We start from the raw sequence: 20,954 nt of genomic DNA, 5'->3' as shown, positions 1-20,954 counted from the left end.
ACTTGCATTGGGATAAGGTACATTTTGGGTTAAGTAATTAAAGGAACAATTTAAAATATCCCCTTTGTATTTCCTTTCCGCTTGTAAAAAAAGGCATAAAAAAAACCTGCCGAAAATGGTGTTTAAATTTAAACAATCCGTGTCGGCAGGCCTTTCTGTATTAAAAATTCTAGATAATTTTCAATTAATTGTATCCAGGATTTTGTACTAATTGTGGGTTTTGAGCCAAATCATCCAATGGTAAAGGCCATAAATAATGCTTGGCTTCATCAAATACAGGATTTGCCCAATCTGTGCCTTTGTAGACATCGATATAAGTTTTACCTGATTCTGGATCTACACTAGTCTGTACTGTTGCTCCTTCAAATCTTGCCTGGTTTTCAGGGCTCCACTGAACTCCCATGTCAGGGATTTCCAGTTTTTTACCTTGTTTCCATCTTTTAAGATCATTGTACCTGAAACCTTCCAAGAACAATTCCACTCTTCTTTCCCTTCTGATTTCAACGATTAGAGGAGAAACCCCATCATTTGCATACCTTGGATCCATCGGTGGATCCATCATTAGATGCGGCATGTTAACACGGTCTCTTAATTGGTTGATACTCAAATCCAGATCACCTTGAGTAATTTCACCAAGCTCAGCTTTTGCTTCTGCATAGTTTAACAATACTTCTGCATACCTAAGAATTATCGCAGGCGATTCAGCAGTATTATATGCTTTACCAATCATATCATCTGCATTGTAGTGTTTGATAATATGATATCCAGTAGTAGTGGTAAATCCACCTGACATTCCGACAACTCTAGGGTAATCCCTTCCATCACCTCTATCATAATTGTACTTTTCAGTATCATCAGGATGCAAAATGGTTTGTCTTAATCGAGGATCACGGTTTGCAAATACATCTTCAATGGTATCATCTCCTTGATAAAGGGTTGATATTGAAATAGGTTTACCATCAGTTGCTAGAAAATCTTCAACAAAACTTTTAGTAGCACCTCCAGAATAACTGAAGTAACTTTGTACATGATTCGTATAGATACCTAACTGATACCTTCTCCAAACCATTACTTCAGGGTTTCCACTGATATCAATTTTTCTCATAAATGAATTGAAATCATTTTCTGAATCACCTGTATTGTAAATAGCATAAGGGCTATTGTCAATTACTTCTTTGGCAGCTTCAGCTGCTTCTCTAATCCACATTTCAGCATTGGAACCTCCGTGGTATTTTCTCCAAGTTCCCTCATATAGACATAATCTGGATTTAATGGCTAATGCTGCCCATCTGTTTAAACGACCAGGTTCGTTGCCATCACCCCAATCATCCGGAATATTTTCAGTAGCAAAATTCAAATCTTCCAAAACTTTATCCATAGCCTCTTCTCTAGGAGTTCTGGCTGCAAATAACTCATCAGAATCAATGTTCAACTCTCTGTCCACCCATGGAACATCTCCAAATTTCTGAACTTTCTCTGCATAAAACCAACCACGCAACAAACGAGCTTCTCCTACATATTTATTCCTTGTATCTTCAGGTATATCAGCTTTATCATAGTTTTCCAAGCCTACATTGATGGCTCTTACGAAATTCCATCCTTTATAACCAAACCACTGTCCACCATTTGGCACAATTTGTTTTCCGGCACGTACTTGTTGAAAAAACGCATGTCGGTCATGTCTTGGAGCAAGGTTATCAGAAAATTCATCTAAAAACCAATAACTTCCCCAGTGACTATTAAAGCCATCGAAATGACCATGAAGAATAGGTACATTGTCATCATTCAATGCCAAATGGTAAAGGCTATTATTATAAACCATTAAGTCATTTTCTGTATTCCAGAAGGTCTCATTACTAACCTCATCAAGTGGGTAGCGCTCCAAGAAATCATCGTTGCATGATAATAGCAATAATGGTGTCAGGCAAACGGCAGCCCATATAAATTTATATATTTTCATACTTTTTTCGATTTAAATAATTAAAAGGTAATCCTTGCACCTAAAGTATATACCCTTTGCATAGGATACTCGATAGCTCCTGCATAAATGGTTTCAGGATCCAAAGGCTTGCGAATCGGAGAATATTCCCAAAGATTCATGCCTGAAAAATAGATATTGGCATTTTGGAAACCAATGGTCTCCATCCAGTTTTGAGGAAGATTGTAACCTAAATTGGCATTCTTCAAACGGATGTAACCGGCATTTTGCAAGAACCTGCTTTGTGTTTGGATGTTTTTCTTGTCATTGGTAGAAATATGAGGCGCTGCAAAATAGGCATCTCTGTTATCCTCAGACCAAGAATCGGTGATGAAATATTTCTCCACATGTCCGGCATTGAAAGGGAAAAACCAGGTCCAGTTTCCAGAAGTAGGCCAGTGGTCTCTTTTCCAAATACCTTGGAAGAAAAGATTCAAAGTGAAATTCTTCCATTGTAAATTATTATTCAATCCAAAAGACAATCTAGGTGTATCGTTTCCTATGATTTTCCTATCTCCAGGATCACTTAAAGTACCATTACCAGTAGAAATTATTCCATCTCCATTTAAATCTGCATACTGAATATCACCAGCTCTCCAATTGGCACCTAATCTTGATTGATCAGGAGCATTGTCTACTTCCTCTTGTGATTGAAATATACCTACGGTCTCGTAACCCCAGATTTCCCCTAGTTTCTGACCTACATAGTACTGATTGATTACCCCTTCAGGGTTTTCAAATTTAGTGATTTCAGCAGTCCAATCGGAAAGGGCCAATGTAACATCATAAAAGAGCTCATCTTTAACTCTATCTTTCCATGTTACTGCCAACTCCCAACCAGTGGTTTTCAAATCAGCTGCATTAGACTGTGGTGCACCTGTACCTAAAATAGAAGGATAATCTCTACGCATCAACATGTCTTTGGTTTCTCTAGAGTACACATCAAAGGAAGCATCGATTTTACCTCCAAATAGCGTGAAATCAACTCCTATATTTTGAGAAACAACCGTTTCCCATGTCAAGGTTGGACTTACTAGTCCCGCAGCAGATACATATGGGGTACGCTGTCCAGCGCTAAGCATAAACCCTGATTGACCTGTACCCAATGTTGGTATATATGGGTAATAATTGCTACCCAATAATTGGTTACCTAAAGTACCGTAAGAACCTCTTATTTTCAATTCATCCATCCAGCTTTTAGTACTGGCCATCCAATTTTCATTGGAAATTCTATACCCAGCTGAGAAAGATGGGAAGAAACCAAACCTACTATCAGAAGGGAATCTAGAAGTGCCATCATATCGACCATTGGCTTCCAATAGAAAACGCTCATCAAAGATATAATTCACTCTGTAGAATGCGCCTCTTAAAGAGACATGACTACTGCTACCAAAGGTTTGTTGCAAGCCTGTTGTTGCATTCAAATCCGTAATCAATGGAGTAAGCAAAGTATTGGCTTGTGCCCTAATAAATTTATTTTGACCCCATTCCTGGTTGAATCCAACCATAGCAGTTAAGCTATGAACTTCAGGTAATTGAAATTTGTAATCAGCAAATGCGTTGAAAACATAATATTGGTTGTACCGACTTTCTTCATTGATGAAGTCGTTACCACTAAATCCATTACTGATAAGACCTGCAGCCAAAAGATTTGTGTCAACAATTTCGATTTTACTTGCAACATCTTGCTCAGACCTGTGAAAGAAATTATAAGAGAAATTCGACTTAATTGTCAATCCTTCAACCGGGTTTAAAGTTACTCCTTGAGTTAACCAAATATCATTGTTGGTCCAAGTAGAACGTCCACCATCTTCCAAATAAGGGAAGAAGTTGGTTCCTCCAAAATACTTACCTATATAAGGTGCATAAGTATCTCTATCTCCTTCGGTAACATAGTAAGGCAAATCTGGGAAAGTTATTGGCATAATAGGGTTTACCCTTGCCAAAGTATTAATGTTTACATCCCAGTTGTAGAAATAAGGCTTGTCACTTTGCTGAGAGTTTACAACTATTTTCTCATCCAATGTCAACCAATCTGTTACTTTAAATTCGGCTTTCATTAAGATATTGTAACGCTTAAAATTTTCGTTACGATCTGAATTAAGGTAGCCGTCTTTATTTAAATGACCTATGGAAACAAAATATTTCGAATTCTCTGATCCACCAGAGATAGACAGATCATGTTGCTGAGATGGCGCAAAATCAGTCATTATCTTTTCGGTGTAATTATTAAAGCCATAAAACCTCAAGCTACCATTTGCAACTCCCCATTCGTTTTCCGGAATTGGGTTCTCTGACCAACGTTTGGTACCATCGATCATGTCTTGATCGTAACTTGGTACACCATTGGTACGAATGTTAGCTAAATTTCTGGCTTGAACAAATTCATACGGATCTGTAACAGGATCCATATTGAATATTGGCTTACCTAATGAATACTGACTGTTTAAGGATACACGTACTTTTCCTTCTTTACCACTTTTTGTAGTTACCAATACCACACCAAAAGCTGCTCTAGCACCGTATACTGCAGCTGCAGCTGCATCTTTAAGTACAGAAATACTTTCGATATCATTTGGGTTGATTCTATTGATGTCCATAGGAACGTTATCTACCAAAATAAGTGGCGAGCCACCATTAATAGATTGATATCCCCTAATATTAAAACTCGGGCTTTGGGAAGGGTCACCATTCCTAGGAGCGATATTTAAATTTGGTATCACCCCTTGAAGACCTTCACCCACGTTTGCTATTGGTCTATTTTGAAGCCTTTCGCTTGTGGCCACACCTACTGCACCAGTAAGGTTCACTTTTTCCTGTGTACCATAACCTACTACCACTACTTCGTCCAGAGATTGGGTATCTTCTTTCAAAGTAATGTTTATTGTGCTTCTGTTGGCAACATTTACCGTTTGGCTTTCAAAACCTATAAATGAAAATATAACACTTGCATTCTCTGCAACAGTAAGTGTGTACTTTCCATCTAAATCAGTTGCTGTACCAATAGATGTTCCAGGAACAGATACGGTTACACCAGGAATTGGCATTCCATTCTCGTCCGTCACAACACCAGTTATCGTAACATCAAATTCGGCATTGGCATTTTTTAATTTGGCACTGGCCAAAACCGTTTGATCTTTGTTAATGTTTTCCAAATTTTTATTTAAGCCTTCAGATTGAGCCATTAGGCCTCCTGAAAACAAACAAAAAAGGATTGCCGAGAGCCATGACATCGGTTGCATGTCTCGGTAAAAATGTAAACTTTTTTTCATAGTGGATTATTTGTTAATTGATTTAATTCTTAGGATTTCATTCCTAATTCAAACACTGCTTAATGGATTAAAATATTATTTTCATAGGCTTATGTATTTATGGTTATTTTGCAATATCACGCAATTTATTTCGAAATAATGATCTGCTTTTAGATCGGTTACGAATAAATATCTAAGTTTTAATAAAAATTTTCAAAGAAAACCATATATACTGAATGTTTGAAAGGTTATTTTAGGGTTCTCCAAAATTTTATAACATCGAAGTTTAAATATATTTTTATGAAGAAAAAAGTAAATAATGTAAAAATGTAAAAAATCAAGAAAAAATAATATATTAATATTTTAGTTTAAACATAGGGGGGCTCCTTTTATTTTTTCCTGTAAGCAGAATTTAATATCAATGGCAAAAACATTGTTTTAACGGGTTAAACTAATTTTAAAGTCATAAAACTATTAAACGAGATCAAATGTTTGAAAAGTACATTTTTACCATCTATAATTAATATTCCATGGTCACTACATAACTTTAGGTACATTTTTAAAGAACATTGATAAAGTTTAATCAAGACCCATAATTTTAACCCGATGATTACAATAAAAAATCTATTTCATGCTTAAACCCGAAATAGGCAATAGATTATCTATTACGTGCTGAAATCGCTTCAAAATAGTTCTTGAAAGGTTCTTTAAGCAATTAAGTAAGCCCTGCTTTGTATTGGCATTAATGCAAAAAAATGCAACCGAACAGCCAAAATCATTTAGCTTCCAACCATCTTATCTATGGGCACACAACAAGGCAACAGCTCTTTCAAACGATAAATAATATTCATTTGTCTAAACTTCACTCCTTCGAAGGCATAGTTGGGTTTTTGAGAAAGAGCTTGGCAAATTTTAAAAAGTAGGTAAATAAGCATCAACTACTAAGGCTGTTTTCGATTTTAATTCAAGACCCTGATAAAAACCTCAAAAACAGTGGGTATTGACTAATCATATAGGGCTTTAACACTTATAAGCTATCGTGATACATGCCTTGGGTTTAAATTAAGTGTATTTTTAACCTATTTTAAAAAATCATATATTCTTTATTTTTACTTGTAGACCAAATTCTATAAAGCTTTGGCACAAAATCCTCTTGTAAAAAACCACAAATTGAATATTTTTTGAAAAAAATTAATTTGGAAATATTACAGTAAAATCGCAAGTCTGCCTAGGGGTCAATACAAGCAACTTTCTTAATTTTAATTGATTTAGTAAATATTTTAAGAATAAAATTTAACCCATTATTAAATTTATTACGTCATTTTTTAAATTTTTGGTTAAATAAACAAGCACATTTTAAAAATAATTGTCGAAATTTGAAATTCTAATTGATTAGAGAAGTAGGTAGCCGTAAAAATATTTTAAAACAAAATCGCCATCGGGTACGTAACTCATGCAATAAAAGAGTTAAATTCAACTTTCAAATAAATTAGTGTTAATAACACAATATTAAAGAATCAAAAATGTTTAAATATTCAAGTCAAACTAGAGTTCTGGTAGCTGTTGATTGTATAATCTTTGGGTTTGATGGTGTCGATTATAAACTATTAATGGTCAATCGGGGATTTTCTCCTGAGAAAGAAAAATGGAGTCTTATGGGAGGGTTTCTTAAACCTAACGAATCCCTAGATGAGTCTGCCAATCGAATACTCAAAGAACTCACCGGTCTTGAAAATGTATTTATGGAACAAATGCATGCCTTTAGTAATCCAAAAAGAGATCCTGTTGAACGAGTGGTAGGGGTAGTTTATATGGCCTTAATTGATATTAAAAAATACCAAAAACAAACCAATGATGAATTTCAAGCACGTTGGTTCCAAATGGATCAAATACCCAAATTGATATTTGACCACCAGGAAATGGTGGAAATGGCTTTTAGCAGGTTAAGAAGTAAGGCCGCATTTCACCCAATCCTTTTTGAATTATTGCCAGAAAAATTCACTTTACCAAAACTTCAGACCTTGTACGAAAAATTGTTTGCTACTAAAATTGACAAACGAAACTTTACAAGAAAGCTACTTTCAAGCAAGATCATTCAAAAGATAGAAGAAAAGGACAAAACCGCTTCAAAGAAGGGTGCATTTTATTACACACTGAATGCTTCTAATTATAAGGAGAACTTTCAAAGAACGCTAAACTTAATCCCTAAAAGCGAAATACCTTCTCTTATAGAATAGTAATCATTACTTAAACTGCCTTTTTTCCATATATTTATACTTGCTAACCTCTACGTATATATGGAATCTTCCTTGAGTTTAAAGTCATCTTTATTTTATTTAATTTCTGGTCTATTTTTTTTGACTCTATCCATAAGCCATGCACAGACTATCTCTGGTTCTTGGGAAGGAAAGTTGGACTTGGGCCTACAACAACTCCCTTTAATTTTTAATTTTGAACCTGAATCCGAAGTTTGGAAAGGAACCTTGGACAGCCCTCAGCAGAATGCTTATGGTATCCCTTTGACAAGTGTATTGTTTGACGGGACACTTCTCTCCATACAGATTACCACTTTGAGCGCAACCTTCGAAGGCACCCTTGTTGACAACAGCATTAGAGGGCAATTTAAACAATCGGGTCTTTCCCTGTCTCTAACCTTGTCCCCATCTAAGAAGAAAGCCGACAACCAAATAAAGCATCCACAAACTCCACAAGGCCCCTTTCCCTATGAAATTATCAACACTTCCTTTGTCCAAAAGGAAGATGATCTATTGCTTAAGGGGACAGTGACTAAACCTCAGGGTGAAGGACCTTTTGCTTCTGTAGTACTTATTAGCGGTTCTGGTCCCCAAGACAGAAATAGTGAAATTTTCGGACATGTACCTTTCTGGGTAATTGCTGATCACCTTACCCGACAAGGAATAGTTGTCTTGCGATACGATGACCGCGGAGTAGGTGAGTCAGAAGGAACCATGGAAGGTGCTACAACACATGACTTTGTAAAAGATGCTTGGTCGGCAGTGGAAAAATTAAAAAGCTTCTCTTTTATAGACAAAAATAAAATAGGAGTTATAGGCCATAGCGAAGGAGGTCTAATTTCCTGGATGATGGCTGCGAATAACACAGGAAACATTGCTTTTATTACTGCCCTAGCTCCTCCAGTTATCTCTATTGATAGCCTAATGAGTGAACAGACTTACGATATAATAATGGCTTCAGGTGCTGAAGAAAACCTGGCCAAGGAGCAGCAAAGCTATAATTTCAAGTTGTACCAATTGGTAAAAGAAAGCCAAAGTCCTGTAGAGGCTAAAGAAAAGTTAAGAAGATTCATCGCTGAAGACGAGCGATTGGTTCACTTGGATAGTTTGGAAAAAGCGGTCCAAATTGATCAGCGACTAGAGCAGTATGCCCAATTAACAGCTCCCTGGTTTTATAATTTTATAAAAACTGAACCAAAAGATTTTATCCATCAGGTAAGCATACCCTCATGGGTAGCATTTGGCAGTAAAGACAAACAGGTGAATGCCATCTCAAATAAGGAGGCCCTTATAAAAATGGGCCTTCCAAATATCAATGTAAATGTATACGATGGGCTAAATCATCTGTTCCAAACAGCAGAAACCGGAGCAATTTCCGAATATGGGACCAATACTGAAACATTTAACCCGAAAGTACTGGAAGATATGAGCAACTGGATTAAAAGCATAAAACCTGAATAAGACAATTTGCCATACTGAAAAAATGGTTTTGAGTATTATTAGCTTATTGAACTTGGGTTAAACCCGAAATAAGAGGCTAAGCCTATAGTATATAAAAACACCCCAATTTGAACCCTATTATAGCTTTATCATTGCAACAATATCGCCCATATTGGGATGTCAATAGATCAGTTAACAGGAGGTATTATTCGACCAAGGTCTTTAACAATTCCCTTACCTCTAATGGGTTTTTGATGTTATAATTGGCCTGTGTATAGGTATACCCAACTCTAATGGTGTACGCATTTTTAGGCATGGCCTTAAAGGTATCCTCATCTGTCCAATCGTCTCCAAGTGCCATGATAAAATCATAGTCTTCTCCCTTCATCATTGCAGTAGCTGCTCTACCTTTATTAATATCAGGACGTTTAATTTCCAGCACTTTATTGCCTTCTAGTACTTGAAGATTGTGGCCTCTGGCCATGTATTTAAGGTGGCTGAACAACTCTCTCATCCTAAGGTCTCCTAAGCCACTCTCAACTTTCCTGTAATGCCAAACAAGCGAATGGTGTTTTTCCTCAATCAGGGCTCCAGGTGTACGAAGTACATAATACTCCATTACTTTTCTGATATCTTCTTTCCAGCTATCATCTACCTCCGCATATAAGATCCAATCTTCTTTTTGATCCTTTCTCTTCAGCCAAACACCATGCTCAGCAATCATATCCACCTTCTGTCCTTTAAACCATTCTCCTAATGTTTCCTTATCTCTACCACTTATTATGACAGTCTGGCATTGTTCTGCAAGGGCCGCCACCAATACTTTCAATTCTTCATCTGGAAATGCATCCTGAGGTCTGCCTTTAAACCCTACAAGAGTTCCATCATAATCCAAAAGCAATAAAGGCTTTTTGGCCGTTTTAAAAGCCACCTTCATTTGGTTGATGATTTTCTTGTCCAAAGCTTTGGATTCAAGATCAGCTTGTTTTTCCTTAACAAACTTCAACCTATCCATGAATACTTTAACCCATTGGAAAATATCATACTTTTTCAAACTGGATTGCATGGAAATCATTCGCACCTCCTGCTCCTCTTCATCCATTGATAGCGCCTCCACAATAGCACTTGTCACCCCTTCCTGATCATTAGGATTGACCAAAATGGAATCAACCAGTTCCTTGCTGGCCCCTGCCATTTCTGAAAGTATCAGCACACCTCTTTGGTTGGTTTTACTTGCTACAAACTCCTTACATACCAAGTTCATACCATCCCTAAGGGGAGTTACCAAAGCTATGTCTGACATGCTATAAAAAGCACTCAATTCATTAAATGGGAAACTCCTATAGAAATAGTGAATAGGCACCCAATTCAGCGTAGAAAACTTACTATTGATATGCCCAACCAAAGTATCAATTTCTTCCTTTAAGGCTTGATAGGACTTCACTTGGTCCCTGGATGGTACCACCACCATTATCATTGACACCTTCCCTCGGTACTCTGGATGCTCGTCAAGAAGTCTTTCAAACACTTTGATCCGGTTTGGAATACCTTTTGAATAATCCAAGCGATCGATGGTTATCAATAATTTCTGATCGCCAAGGGTCTTTTTAAATTTCTTTACATACTCTTTGGTTTTAGGGCTTAAAGCTGCTTGTTCGAACTTGTCGTAATCAATGCCCATAGGAAAGGCATCCACATTTATCAAGCGGTTGTCAGCTTGGATAAAACCACTTTCATTGGATAGTCCGAGAATTCTGCCCACCGCACTCAAAAAGTGACGCATGTCATCATAAGTGTGAAAGCCTATCAGATCAGCACCCACCATGCCCTCAAGCATTTGTTTCCTCCATGGAAGCATTCGAATAATCTCATAAGAAGGAAAAGGAATATGTTGAAAAAAGGCAATAGTAGCATTCGGCAATGCCTTTCTGAGCATCATTGGTAACAATAATAATTGATAATCATGTACCCAAATGGTGTCATCTTCATTTGCCTTGGCAAGTATGGCATCACAGAATTTCTTATTTACCTGCCAATAAGCATCCCAATACTCATCTTCATAATTGATATGCTGAGTGAAATAGTGAAAAGCCGGCCATATTGTTTCATTGCTAAAGCCCTCATAATACAATTCCACGTCTTTTTTTGTCAAAAAGACTGGGGCCATTTTTAATTTCTTCAACTCATCTACTACTTCAAGTCGCTGACCTTCATCTTCAACATCGTTCCCTGGCCAACCTATCCATATATTTTCTCCTTCCTTATATATTGAACCCAAACCCGTAGCAAGACCTCCTGCACTGGGTTTAAATTCAAACTTTCCATTTTTATGCTGTAAACTAATTGGTAGTCTATTTGAAACAATAATCGTTTTTGACATTTTTTTATGTTGGTTTTATAGAAAAATTATTTTTACAAAAGCTAATTATAACTTTCAACCCGAAATGGACAAGGACAAGTCAGTTAAGCTCCGGTACCTTCCCAAAATCTAATTGTTCATCTGATTTTGATTTCACCAATACTAGGCTTTGCTGCATTCCAATGCCCTTTATTAATCATTGACATTTATAACAAATACTATACAAATTTAATAATCCGGGAAAATTATTATTCTGGGTTTTATTGTTTACTCCAATATAATCAAATTGACAGGAATAAAAAACATTGACTGAATTCGAAGTCACAAAAAAAAGGCCAAAAATTTCTAGTAGTTACTGTCTCTCTCCATAAACAGTTTACCAAAAAAATTGCCAGTCAATGAACTTGATCCTCCGATCAAAAAACCCAAAAGACCTGTAATTCCTACCAATATTGTTCCATTCGAAAAACCCATGATTTGGGAGAACTTATCTGGGAGATCAGAACCAGAAACAGACCATATAATTAAGGGGGCCAATATCCATACTATGGCTACGCCCAATGCCCCTGCAATAAAGGCTAAAAAGGCAGATCCTCTAAACCAAGCCGAAACCCCACCTATCAAAATCATCAACAAATAATAAGGCACAAAGGAACCTAAAAGGTAGGCCAATAAAGCTATAATCAATACATGTACTATAAACTTCATGTTAATTAGGGGTATATTTGGTTTGAAACAACATTTCTGAAGAATTGCCCCTATTCCTCAACTCAATTTTTAAATATTCTCCAGAAGCCCAGGCATCCACAAAATTGTCATAATATTTACTTCCTGGATTACCGGATTGTCCACCGGGGTAAATGCCTAAAGCTTTAATTTTGGGGCCCATTTCTACAATCATTCTCCATCCTGGCCCCCAATCTGAGGCCGAGGCATTGACAATTCCTTTGCCTCCACCAATTGGGATTTCAAACCTTCCAAAAGGAGTTAAATTTGGAATCAAATGACTTAAATGGGTGTTTTTATATGCCGACCAGGAAATAGAATCGGAATTTTCCGTCAGGCTTTTCATCTCATCTACCATCCCTAAATACCCTTCATTTATCCAATAAGAAGCGGTCTCTTTTGTTGCTGTATTGGATTTATCAAACCAATCCGCATCTGGTTCATTCTTAAGAAGGTTGGACAAGGTGAATTTAGTCGGGTAAGTAATGGGCAATCCTTTGGTGTCCCAAGAACCAAACAAAGCGCTTTCCATATGATCCCACCAAGATTTAAATAGCGCAGGGGCAAACTTTTCAGCAGAAGCATTATAGTCCCAATCTTTCAATTCAGCCACCCAAAACGCCTCCTTTTCAGTCCCTCCCCCCCTAACACTGTCAAGCATTAATGGAAGAATTTCCGAGGCATGTAGGTTATAGTTATCCAATTGGAGATTTTTCAAGTCCTCCACAGTAATCCCCGATTTTCCAGTAAGTTGATCGGTTATTCTTCTATTTCTAAAATATTCATAGTTATTATTATAGACAAAATAGGGGTAATTATAGGAAACAGGATGCTGATTTGCTGAAGTTAAAAAGCCTTGTTCAGGATTCTTAATTTGAGCATTGTGCTCTGTAGGAATAAACCCTTGCCATTCATACATTGGCTTGCTCCCATCCATAAGGAATTTTCCTTGGCCTTCCCATTTCAATGGAAACCTACCTTGGATTTTCAAGGCTATGTCTCCCGAACCGGAGGCAAAAACAAAATTTTGAGCGGGAGCTACGTAATGAGTGAGTGCCTCTATAAAATCCCCATAGTCTTTGCCTTTATTTAACCCAATAAAAGTTTTACTCTCATTGGATTCTCCATGGGCTGTCCATTTCAAGGCAAAGTCCAATGGTTTTCCTTCAAATTTAAAGTTTCTATCATAGACTACCGGCCCGTAATGGGTATATACAACAGTATCTACAAATTCATTTTGGCCTTTCACAAGGAAGGTTTCCAACTGAGTGGTACTTTGTATCCATTGCCCATTGTACAAATACTCTTCTCTGGATTGGTCTTTAAAGGTGATTCTATACCAATCTTTCACATCCCTGTCTGCATTTGTACTCCCCCAGGCCATGTGCTCGTTAAAGCCTAAGATTACCCCTAGGGTTCCAGGTAAAGTTGCTCCTTTTACTGTATATTCTGGAGTGCTCAATTGCATGGCAAACCATAATGAGGGTAAATTTAAAGCCAAATGCGGATCATTGGCTAAAATGGGATAGCCTGAAGCTGTTTTTTCTCCAGCCACAACCCAATTGTTTGACCCTAATCCTGGCTCTTTCTCTGGTAATAATTCAGTTATTTTTGTGGAATCTAGAAATTCAATGCCCGGTTTTTTTACGTCCAAAGGTTCAAAACCCCAATCCTCTTTGGTAATTACTGGCACTACCCCTTCAGGTTTATCTGGAAAAAGTTTATCCTGCCATTCATCACCAAAAATATTCCGAAAATTAGTATAAGCCAGGTCACTGTCTCCTGACAATGTTTCTGACATATTCATCAGAAATAGAAGTGTTTTATAAGGGGTCCAGGCTTCGGGATAATAATCTAAAAGCTTGTATTCTAGTGGTAAGTCTCCTGGGGAAAGTTGATCTATATAGGCATTCACGCCATCCGCATAGGCCAACATTAAATTCAAATTTTCAGGGTCTTCTTTTTGAAGGTATTTAAGCTTATTCTTCGCTCCAAAGCCTAGCCCCTTTCTTCGCATCTCCCTGTCACGGTTTAGTGCTATGGGCCCAACAATCTCAGAAAGTCGGCCTTCAGCTGCCATTACCTGAAATTCCATCTGCCACAACCTGTGCATTGCAGTGACATAACCTTGAACCCTATAAAGATCCATATCGTTTTCCGCGAAAATATGAGGGATTAGGTTTTCATCGTAATCCACCATCACTTCCGACTGAAGACCATCTATAGCCACCTCAGTTTCCGGATCATAATCTTCACTGTAAGCATTTTGCCAGAAGCCTTTAAAAGGATCAAAAACTTTGGCCAAAGGTGGGAGCTTTGCCAAATTAATGGACAAGCCTACAGCAACCAACAATGAAAACAGCAATGAAAAGAAGAACCCTATGTATTTCATTCAATATTTACCAATACTTTCGCTTTTTCCCATTTAATTTCTAAACCTTCACTTACCACTTCTATAGTAAGGGATTCTTGGTTGCTTGATCCAAAAGTAGGATTAACAGCTACCCTCAAGACATCATTTTCTTCGTTGTATTGAAAATGTCCGTGTTCCAAATCCCAGTCAGCGTTTAATATCACTGTCCAAGGTTCGTTTTCTCTTGGGATGGTAAACAAAGAATATTTCCCTGCTTTTACCATTTCCCCTTCAACCAGAACATCTGAAGCAAAGTTGACATTTGTAGCTTCATTGGCACCTGTTCTCCACACCTCACCATAGGGCACCAAATCTCCCCAAATAACTCTCCCCTTAACAGATGGAGCTCCGTATTGCACTGTTATCTCTTTTCCCTTTACTAGTCCGGAGGAAGATTTTAAAGGACTTGCACGCTCTTTAACTTCCTTAACTGCTTCCTCTTCCACTGACTCAGCACTTTTTGAAGATGGGTTTGAACAGGAAATAATCCCTAAGCAAATCGCAAAAACAAATACACTGAAAAATGGGATTGTAAGGTTTTTCATAAAGTTTAAGATTAAATTTTACACTAATCTATGTATTTTTTCCTTAATCTTCCATGGATTATAGGTTAAATATCGTATTCCTAATACTCGTGGTAAATCTATTGTTTAAATGATTCAAAGGCTCATGCCAAAGACAAATGACTCCATGGAGTTTCCATTCTCTTTCCAAAAAGTCCTTGCATTCTCTCTACCCTTATACCAAAAACAACGAGGTAAAACAATCCTAAAAGCCAAACCTTGGGCTAAATGAAGAGGTGCTAAGTAGTAAAAAATTTAAATATATTGGTGGAGTACAAAATTATTGCCAATTTGGGACTTGTTTAAAACAGCAATATGCGATTTATTATCATTACCATCTTTTTAACATCCTTGGCACTCTTCTTAAGTGTGCATATTTCCCCTGAGACATGGGATTATACGGGTTTATTGCCCCTACTCATACCAGTATTCCTGTTATTGAATCTATTTCTTGTCGTATTGTTGCTTTTCGGAAGATTTCGCTTAATCATTTATCCGATCCTAGTCTTAATAATTGGCTGGAAATTTTTGGTAGTCACTTTCCAATGGAACAGTCCTGACACCGTTACTGAAGGATTCTCCTTTCTAAGTTACAATACCATGTTGTTTAATAACAGCTGGGGGAATGACAGTGAAAGCAAAATAACAAACTCAATAAAATGGGCGCAAGAGAATCCTTCCGACATCAAGTGTTTTCAGGAATTCTATCAGGATTTTACTACCCCATCTAGAAATGCATTGAAGATGATTGCCAATAACGGTGATTATGAGTATGCCTACTATTCTGCAAATGGCAATGAGAAAAAGAAATCGTACGGGATAGCCATTTTTAGTAAATTTCCAATTATCAATAGCGGTAAAGTTTTTGACAACAAAAGGAATAATGGAGCCATGTTCGCTGATATTAAAATCAATCAGGACACCATCAGGGTTTACAATACCCACCTTGAATCGATGAATATTAAGGCGGCTGACCTTGACAATTTAGAGGGCATAAAAAGCCAGTACCGATCCACAATTAAAAAATTGAAAGCTGGAATAAAACTGAGGACCTCACAAATGCAAATTCTAAAAAAACACCTATTGAGCAGCCCTTATCCAGTGATTTTGGCTGGAGACTTCAATGATTTACCCTACAGTTACACCTACTTTAGTCTTCGGGAAAATTTAGAGAATGCCTTTGAAAGCAAAGGAAGAGGCTTTGGCTTTACCTACAATAAGGTATTGTTCTTTTTAAGAATTGACAATGTGTTTTTCGACAAAGCCCTGGAAGTTTTGCAATTCAAAACTTTAAGAGAAGTAGATTATTCCGATCATTATCCTATTTCTGCAGTGTTTGCTTATCCTGATCTGGTGAAAGCCGACGATTAATTTTCTCCTTTATTACCTCCTTAAATGGCAATAACAAAACTGGTAACCATAGTAAATCTGCCAAAACAGCAAACAACAAAGACAGGCTTACCAACACCCCCGTGAACCAAGGTATTTCCAGACTACTAAATGTCAACATTACAAATCCTGAAACTAGAATTAGCGTAGTCAGAATTATGGCTTTGCCTGTGGTAAGATAAGTAAGGTAAAGTGCTTTCAATAAGCCTTGTTGCTTTCTCATTTGCATCTGAAGATTGGTCATAAAATGGATACTGTCATCCACAGCAATGCCAAAAGCTATGGCAAAAACAATGGAGGTTGAAAGTTTGAACTCAATTCCAAACCAATACATAACACAGCCTATCCAAAGCAAAGGCACGATATTAGGCAGGATAACAATTAGAGAAATCCTCCATGACCTAAACAGAAAACCGATAATGATCCCTACCAATAAAAAGGCAAAGCCAAGACCACTAAACACCTTATAGGTAACCAGTTCATGACTTTTATCAATTAGAAAAGAAGTGCCTGTTAGTCTTACTTCTAGCAAAGAAGCATCAATTTTATTGGCCACAAATTCCTCCAATTTTTGGTGCTGTTTTTTACCCAAAAGACTACCACCATCTGCCATTTTTGTGGATAGCCTACCTTCCATTTTATCTGCTGTCCATAACTTTATGTTTTGAGAATCACCAATCCTATTTACCATTGGCTGCATTCTTTCATAGGCAAGTGGTGAAGGCAAAACAAAAGCCTTTGGTTTGCCTTGGTTTTTGGCTTTGTTCACTGCCTTTACCGCTGTAAGGGGAGACATAATAAAACCTGACCCAAAATTTCCCCGAACAAAATCTTCAAGCTTATCTATTTCTTTCAGGACCTTATAATCAAAAAGAGTCAAATCTTTACTTCCTGCTTGAAGGTATATTTCCAATGGTTTTGATCCTCCATACTGTTGGTCAAAAAATCGAAAATCTTCCAACAATGAATGCCCTTCTGGTAAATTATCAAGAATATAGCCATTGGTCTTCACCTGAGACATAAAGTAGCCAGCTAATAAAGTGAAAACGATAAATGTGAGGGAAATGGTTTTACGGTAATTGGTGATTTTTTGAAAAAGAAATCTCAATACACGGTTCCATCGCTTTGCCCACACTTCTCGATTGGTTGAAGGCAATGGGGGTAGGTGATACAAGGCAAAGGGCAAAATGGAAAACAAGGATAAAAACATAAACATAACCCCACAACCAGTATACAAGCCAAACCACATCAAACTAGGTACATTGGTAAAATACAAGGAGACAAATCCAAGAGAAGTTGTCAATGCGGTAAGAAAAACAGCTAGCCCTAAAGACTTAAATGCGCCGAAAATGGCTTTTTCTTTTGACTCAAAGGCTATCAAAGCTGCTTGGTAATGATTGACCACATGAATCATCCCACTGAGACCAATTACCATCAAAATAGGCGGTTGCATCACCGACATTACATCCAACTCCCCTCCCGTTAAAAGCAAAAAAGACACACTCCAAAAAATACCTGTTACAATAATTACAAATGGAAGAACGACTCCCCACCAAGACCGGTACATTAACCAAAGCAAAAACAATACACCCAGAATGGCAAAGCTCAAGAAAAATGCAAACTCTTGTTGGAGTAAGTTTACAAAGGCACCCTGTGCTTTGATTTTACCAGCTGTTCGAAACCCATCAAAGTCATACTCATGGAGCTTGCCTGCTATCTTATCATACACCACATCGCCATTTTCCTTGCTTATCATCTGCTCATTTTGCACCAACAGCAGCAGGCTACTGCTATCCTCAGCGATGAGGTTACCCATCCATTGCTTGTCTGCTTTAATCTTTTGAGAACTTTTGGAAAGGGATTGGCTATTAGACCAGTTTAACAATGGTCTAAAATTGACACCAAACGGGCTTATTAAAGGCTCCTTTTGATTTAAAACAGAAACTACCTCCACTACCCCATTGATATGCAGCAAATCATTTTCAAAAGCCAGGCACTTTACTAAAAAAGCACTGTCAAAAACACCTGTTTTATTTTCAAGGGCTATAAGCAGGTAATCGTTGTCATTTTGAAAAAGCTCCCTGTATTCCTGATAAAAGTCCAATTCGGAATCATCATGTTGGAAAAAATTTTCAAAATCATAATTAAAGCTTACCCCATGCCAGGTAAGAATAAAAAACAAGGAAACCACTCCTGCAAAACCTAATGCCCACCTGGACTTACTTCTATCCATTCTGTACTTTTTTACCGCTTAACAACCACAAAAACAATCCAAATACATTATCCCCAATAAATAAAAACCAAAAGCAATCTAATAAAACCTGCATTTGCAGATCTCTTATCATTATTTCTTTCGCAAGAAAACTCTCAAGCCAACTAAAGGTTTTGGCTGCTTGCATAATTTACCATATTTTAGCACCCAAAATTACGCACACATGAAAAAAATTACGGTACTTTTTATTGGGTTTATTTGTATCCTTTTCTTATTTGACCCACAAGTATTTGCACAATCTGGAAGATGGCAACAATCGGTAAGTTACAAAATGGATGTTGAAATGGACGTAAAGACCAATCTATACCAAGGTCATCAGGTCATTGCCTACAGCAATAATAGCCCGGATACGCTAAACCAATTGTTTTTTCATCTTTATTACAATGCGTTTCAGCCCAATAGCATGATGGACGTCCGATCACGCTCCATTGCGGACCCCGACAGACGAGTTGGAGACAGAATTTCCAAATTATCACCTGAGGAAATTGGATACATGCACATTGAATCTTTGCTTTTAAATGGTCAGCCCGTGATCATGGAAGAAGTAGGGACAATATTGGAAGTAAAATTACCTGAACCCATTTTACCCCATTCTACAGTACTCTTAGAGAGTAAGTTTAAAGCCCAGGTACCTTTACAAATTCGAAGAGCAGGGAGAGACAATGCTGAAGGCATTAAGTTCTCTATGTCTCAGTGGTACCCAAAATTGGCCAACTATGACGAACAAGGCTGGCATGCCAATCCATATATAGGTAGAGAGTTTTATGGTATTTGGGGAGATTTTGATGTTAGAATCACCATTGACAAGTCTTATATATTAGGGGGAACAGGCTATCTCCAAAATAAGAATGAAATAGGCTATGGCTATGAAGAGGAGGGTGTATCCGTCAAAAAGCCTTCAGGGCCTACTTTAACATGGCATTTTTATGCCCCGAATGTACATGATTTTATGTGGGCTGCAGACCCCAACTACACACATGACAAACTGGTCATGGAGAATGGTATTACTTTGCACCACCTCTATGTAAAGAGCAAGGAAACTAAAAATACCTGGCCTAAGCTGAAGGAATACACTGAAAAAGCCATGAAATATTTCAGTGAAAACTACGGAGCTTATCCTTACAAACAATATTCTGTTATTCAGGGAGGCGATGGAGGAATGGAATACCCTATGTCTACCTTAATTACTGGTCACCGACCAATGGGAAGCCTGGTAGGTGTTATGATGCATGAATTGGCACATAGCTGGTTCCAAGGAGTTCTGGGATCTAATGAATCCTTATATTCATGGATGGATGAAGGCTTTACTACCTATGCAAGCAACCAGAACATGGCCGTTAACTATTTAAAACCTTCAACTGAGTCTCCCTTAAAAGGTTCCTATACCAGCTATGAAAGGCTAGTCAAATCTGGACTTGAAGAGCCACTGTCCACCCATGCGGATCATTTCCATACCAACACTGCCTATGGTGCTGCTGCTTACTCCAAAGGATCACTGTTTTTAGCTCAATTGGACTATATTATTGGCGAAGAAGTTAAAAATAAAGGCATGTTGAGGTATTGGGAAGAATGGAAATTCAAACATCCTAATGTCAATGATTTTATCAGAGTGATGGAAAAAGAGAGTGGATTAGAACTTGATTGGTACAAAGAATACTGGGTCAACTCTACTAAAACCATAGATTACGCCATTTCCTCAGTCAACGAAAACAACAAATCATTGGATGTGGTCTTGGAAAGGAAAGGCTTAATGCCAATGCCTATAGATTTGGTGGTTACCTACGAAAATGGAAAAAAGGAAACCTTATATTTCCCATTGACCATAATGAGAGGAAACAAAAAAGCAGAAAGTCACCTGCCTGAAAGAACCATGACCCAAAGGTGGCCTTGGACGAACAATACCATTGAAATCAAAATTGATCAGTCCTCCTCTCCTGTTAAATCACTGCAAATTGATGCTTCTGAGAGAATGGCAGACATAGACAAATCCAATAACAGCTGGACAGCGCCATAGTAAAGTATAAAACCTGTATTAAAATGCCCCCAAATAGCAATTCGCTTATTGGGGGCATTTTTTTATGAGCAAACAAATAAGCTCCCAAAAATAAAATACATCCTATATTAAACGGCAAACCCTGTCTGTTACCAATCACTTTATTGTTTAATTCAACCTAGACAGAAGACATCACCCCAAGAACCCAAATGGATTAACACCATTGACCTGGTATCTATTTAGTTAATAATCATAAGGTTACAGACAAAACACCTTACCTACAAATGCCTATTGTTTACTTTAAGTAATAATAAG

General features: G+C 37.5%; 12 protein-coding genes. 4 read left to right on the top strand and 8 right to left on the bottom strand.

What is annotated here, in order from left to right:
* Positions 1–184: 184 nt before the first annotated feature.
* Together CA2015_RS16385 and CA2015_RS16380 are read right to left on the bottom strand one after the other, a co-directional pair.
* Complete coding sequence (locus tag CA2015_RS16385) at positions 185–1,960, bottom strand: RagB/SusD family nutrient uptake outer membrane protein (protein WP_048642874.1); 1,776 nt, start codon at positions 1,958–1,960, stop codon at positions 185–187.
* 20 nt (positions 1,961–1,980) lie between these two features.
* Positions 1,981–5,250: a SusC/RagA family TonB-linked outer membrane protein gene (locus CA2015_RS16380; protein WP_053086696.1), complete on the bottom strand. Its 3,270-nt coding sequence runs from the start codon at positions 5,248–5,250 to the stop codon at positions 1,981–1,983.
* Between the two features lie 1,502 nt (positions 5,251–6,752).
* Between CA2015_RS16380 and CA2015_RS16375 the strand changes: the two genes are divergently transcribed.
* The gene (locus CA2015_RS16375; RefSeq protein ID WP_048642873.1) at positions 6,753–7,466 is read left to right on the top strand and encodes an NUDIX hydrolase; all 714 of its coding nucleotides are present in this window, start codon (positions 6,753–6,755) and stop codon (positions 7,464–7,466) included.
* A 60-nt stretch (positions 7,467–7,526) separates the two neighbouring features.
* Positions 7,527–8,945 (top strand): alpha/beta hydrolase, encoded by a 1,419-nt coding sequence (locus CA2015_RS16370; RefSeq protein WP_048642872.1) that lies wholly within the window; start codon positions 7,527–7,529, stop codon positions 8,943–8,945.
* Positions 8,946–9,129: 184 nt separating this feature from the next.
* Here the strand turns inward: CA2015_RS16370 and CA2015_RS16365 are convergent, their stop codons facing one another.
* The 4 genes from CA2015_RS16365 to CA2015_RS16350 form a co-directional block, all read right to left on the bottom strand.
* Positions 9,130–11,304, bottom strand: coding sequence for a bifunctional alpha,alpha-trehalose-phosphate synthase (UDP-forming)/trehalose-phosphatase (locus tag CA2015_RS16365; protein ID WP_048642871.1), 2,175 nt, complete (start codon positions 11,302–11,304; stop codon positions 9,130–9,132).
* A 324-nt stretch (positions 11,305–11,628) separates the two neighbouring features.
* Complete coding sequence (locus CA2015_RS16360) at positions 11,629–11,991, bottom strand: hypothetical protein (RefSeq protein ID WP_048642870.1); 363 nt, start codon at positions 11,989–11,991, stop codon at positions 11,629–11,631.
* Between the two features lies 1 nt (position 11,992).
* The gene (locus CA2015_RS16355; RefSeq protein WP_048642869.1) at positions 11,993–14,401 is read right to left on the bottom strand and encodes a penicillin acylase family protein; all 2,409 of its coding nucleotides are present in this window, start codon (positions 14,399–14,401) and stop codon (positions 11,993–11,995) included.
* The gene (locus CA2015_RS16350) at positions 14,398–14,967 is read right to left on the bottom strand and encodes a DUF2911 domain-containing protein (protein ID WP_048642868.1); all 570 of its coding nucleotides are present in this window, start codon (positions 14,965–14,967) and stop codon (positions 14,398–14,400) included. Before CA2015_RS16350 ends, CA2015_RS16355 begins: the two co-directional genes overlap by 4 nt.
* A 333-nt stretch (positions 14,968–15,300) precedes the next feature.
* Between CA2015_RS16350 and CA2015_RS16345 the strand changes: the two genes are divergently transcribed.
* Complete coding sequence (locus CA2015_RS16345) at positions 15,301–16,356, top strand: endonuclease/exonuclease/phosphatase family protein (RefSeq protein ID WP_048642867.1); 1,056 nt, start codon at positions 15,301–15,303, stop codon at positions 16,354–16,356.
* On the opposite strand, the gene CA2015_RS16340 is transcribed toward CA2015_RS16345, so the two are convergent.
* Both CA2015_RS16340 and CA2015_RS24875 read right to left on the bottom strand, forming a co-directional pair.
* Positions 16,307–18,607, bottom strand: a complete 2,301-nt coding sequence (locus CA2015_RS16340) for an efflux RND transporter permease subunit (protein WP_048642866.1) — start codon at positions 18,605–18,607, stop codon at positions 16,307–16,309. The two genes, CA2015_RS16345 and CA2015_RS16340, sit on opposite strands and share 50 nt — an antisense overlap.
* Positions 18,600–18,773 (bottom strand): hypothetical protein, encoded by a 174-nt coding sequence (locus tag CA2015_RS24875; protein WP_157470508.1) that lies wholly within the window; start codon positions 18,771–18,773, stop codon positions 18,600–18,602. The genes CA2015_RS16340 and CA2015_RS24875 overlap by 8 nt, the downstream gene beginning before the upstream one ends.
* Before the next feature lie 36 nt (positions 18,774–18,809).
* Between CA2015_RS24875 and CA2015_RS16335 the strand changes: the two genes are divergently transcribed.
* Positions 18,810–20,660 (top strand): M1 family metallopeptidase, encoded by a 1,851-nt coding sequence (locus CA2015_RS16335; RefSeq protein ID WP_053086695.1) that lies wholly within the window; start codon positions 18,810–18,812, stop codon positions 20,658–20,660.
* Positions 20,661–20,954: the final 294 nt, after the last annotated feature.

The organism is Cyclobacterium amurskyense (genome assembly GCF_001050135.1).
Taxonomy (GTDB): Bacteria; Bacteroidota; Bacteroidia; order Cytophagales; family Cyclobacteriaceae; genus Cyclobacterium; species Cyclobacterium amurskyense.
Note: the sequence above shows the minus strand (reverse complement) of the source record. Positions and strands in the feature narration are given on the sequence as shown.

Bases quoted from the DNA above. Each gene is read 5' to 3' on its own strand.
- CA2015_RS16385 (WP_048642874.1), bottom strand. From the start codon at position 1,960: ATGAAAATATATAAATTTATATGGGCTGCCGTTTGCCTGACACCATTA.
- CA2015_RS16380 (WP_053086696.1), bottom strand. From the start codon at position 5,250: ATGAAAAAAAGTTTACATTTTTACCGAGACATGCAACCGATGTCATGG.
- CA2015_RS16375 (WP_048642873.1), top strand. From the start codon at position 6,753: ATGTTTAAATATTCAAGTCAAACTAGAGTTCTGGTAGCTGTTGATTGT.
- CA2015_RS16370 (WP_048642872.1), top strand. From the start codon at position 7,527: ATGGAATCTTCCTTGAGTTTAAAGTCATCTTTATTTTATTTAATTTCT.
- CA2015_RS16365 (WP_048642871.1), bottom strand. From the start codon at position 11,304: ATGTCAAAAACGATTATTGTTTCAAATAGACTACCAATTAGTTTACAG.
- CA2015_RS16360 (WP_048642870.1), bottom strand. From the start codon at position 11,991: ATGAAGTTTATAGTACATGTATTGATTATAGCTTTATTGGCCTACCTT.
- CA2015_RS16355 (WP_048642869.1), bottom strand. From the start codon at position 14,401: ATGAAATACATAGGGTTCTTCTTTTCATTGCTGTTTTCATTGTTGGTT.
- CA2015_RS16350 (WP_048642868.1), bottom strand. From the start codon at position 14,967: ATGAAAAACCTTACAATCCCATTTTTCAGTGTATTTGTTTTTGCGATT.
- CA2015_RS16345 (WP_048642867.1), top strand. From the start codon at position 15,301: ATGCGATTTATTATCATTACCATCTTTTTAACATCCTTGGCACTCTTC.
- CA2015_RS16340 (WP_048642866.1), bottom strand. From the start codon at position 18,607: ATGGATAGAAGTAAGTCCAGGTGGGCATTAGGTTTTGCAGGAGTGGTT.
- CA2015_RS24875 (WP_157470508.1), bottom strand. From the start codon at position 18,773: ATGCAAGCAGCCAAAACCTTTAGTTGGCTTGAGAGTTTTCTTGCGAAA.
- CA2015_RS16335 (WP_053086695.1), top strand. From the start codon at position 18,810: ATGAAAAAAATTACGGTACTTTTTATTGGGTTTATTTGTATCCTTTTC.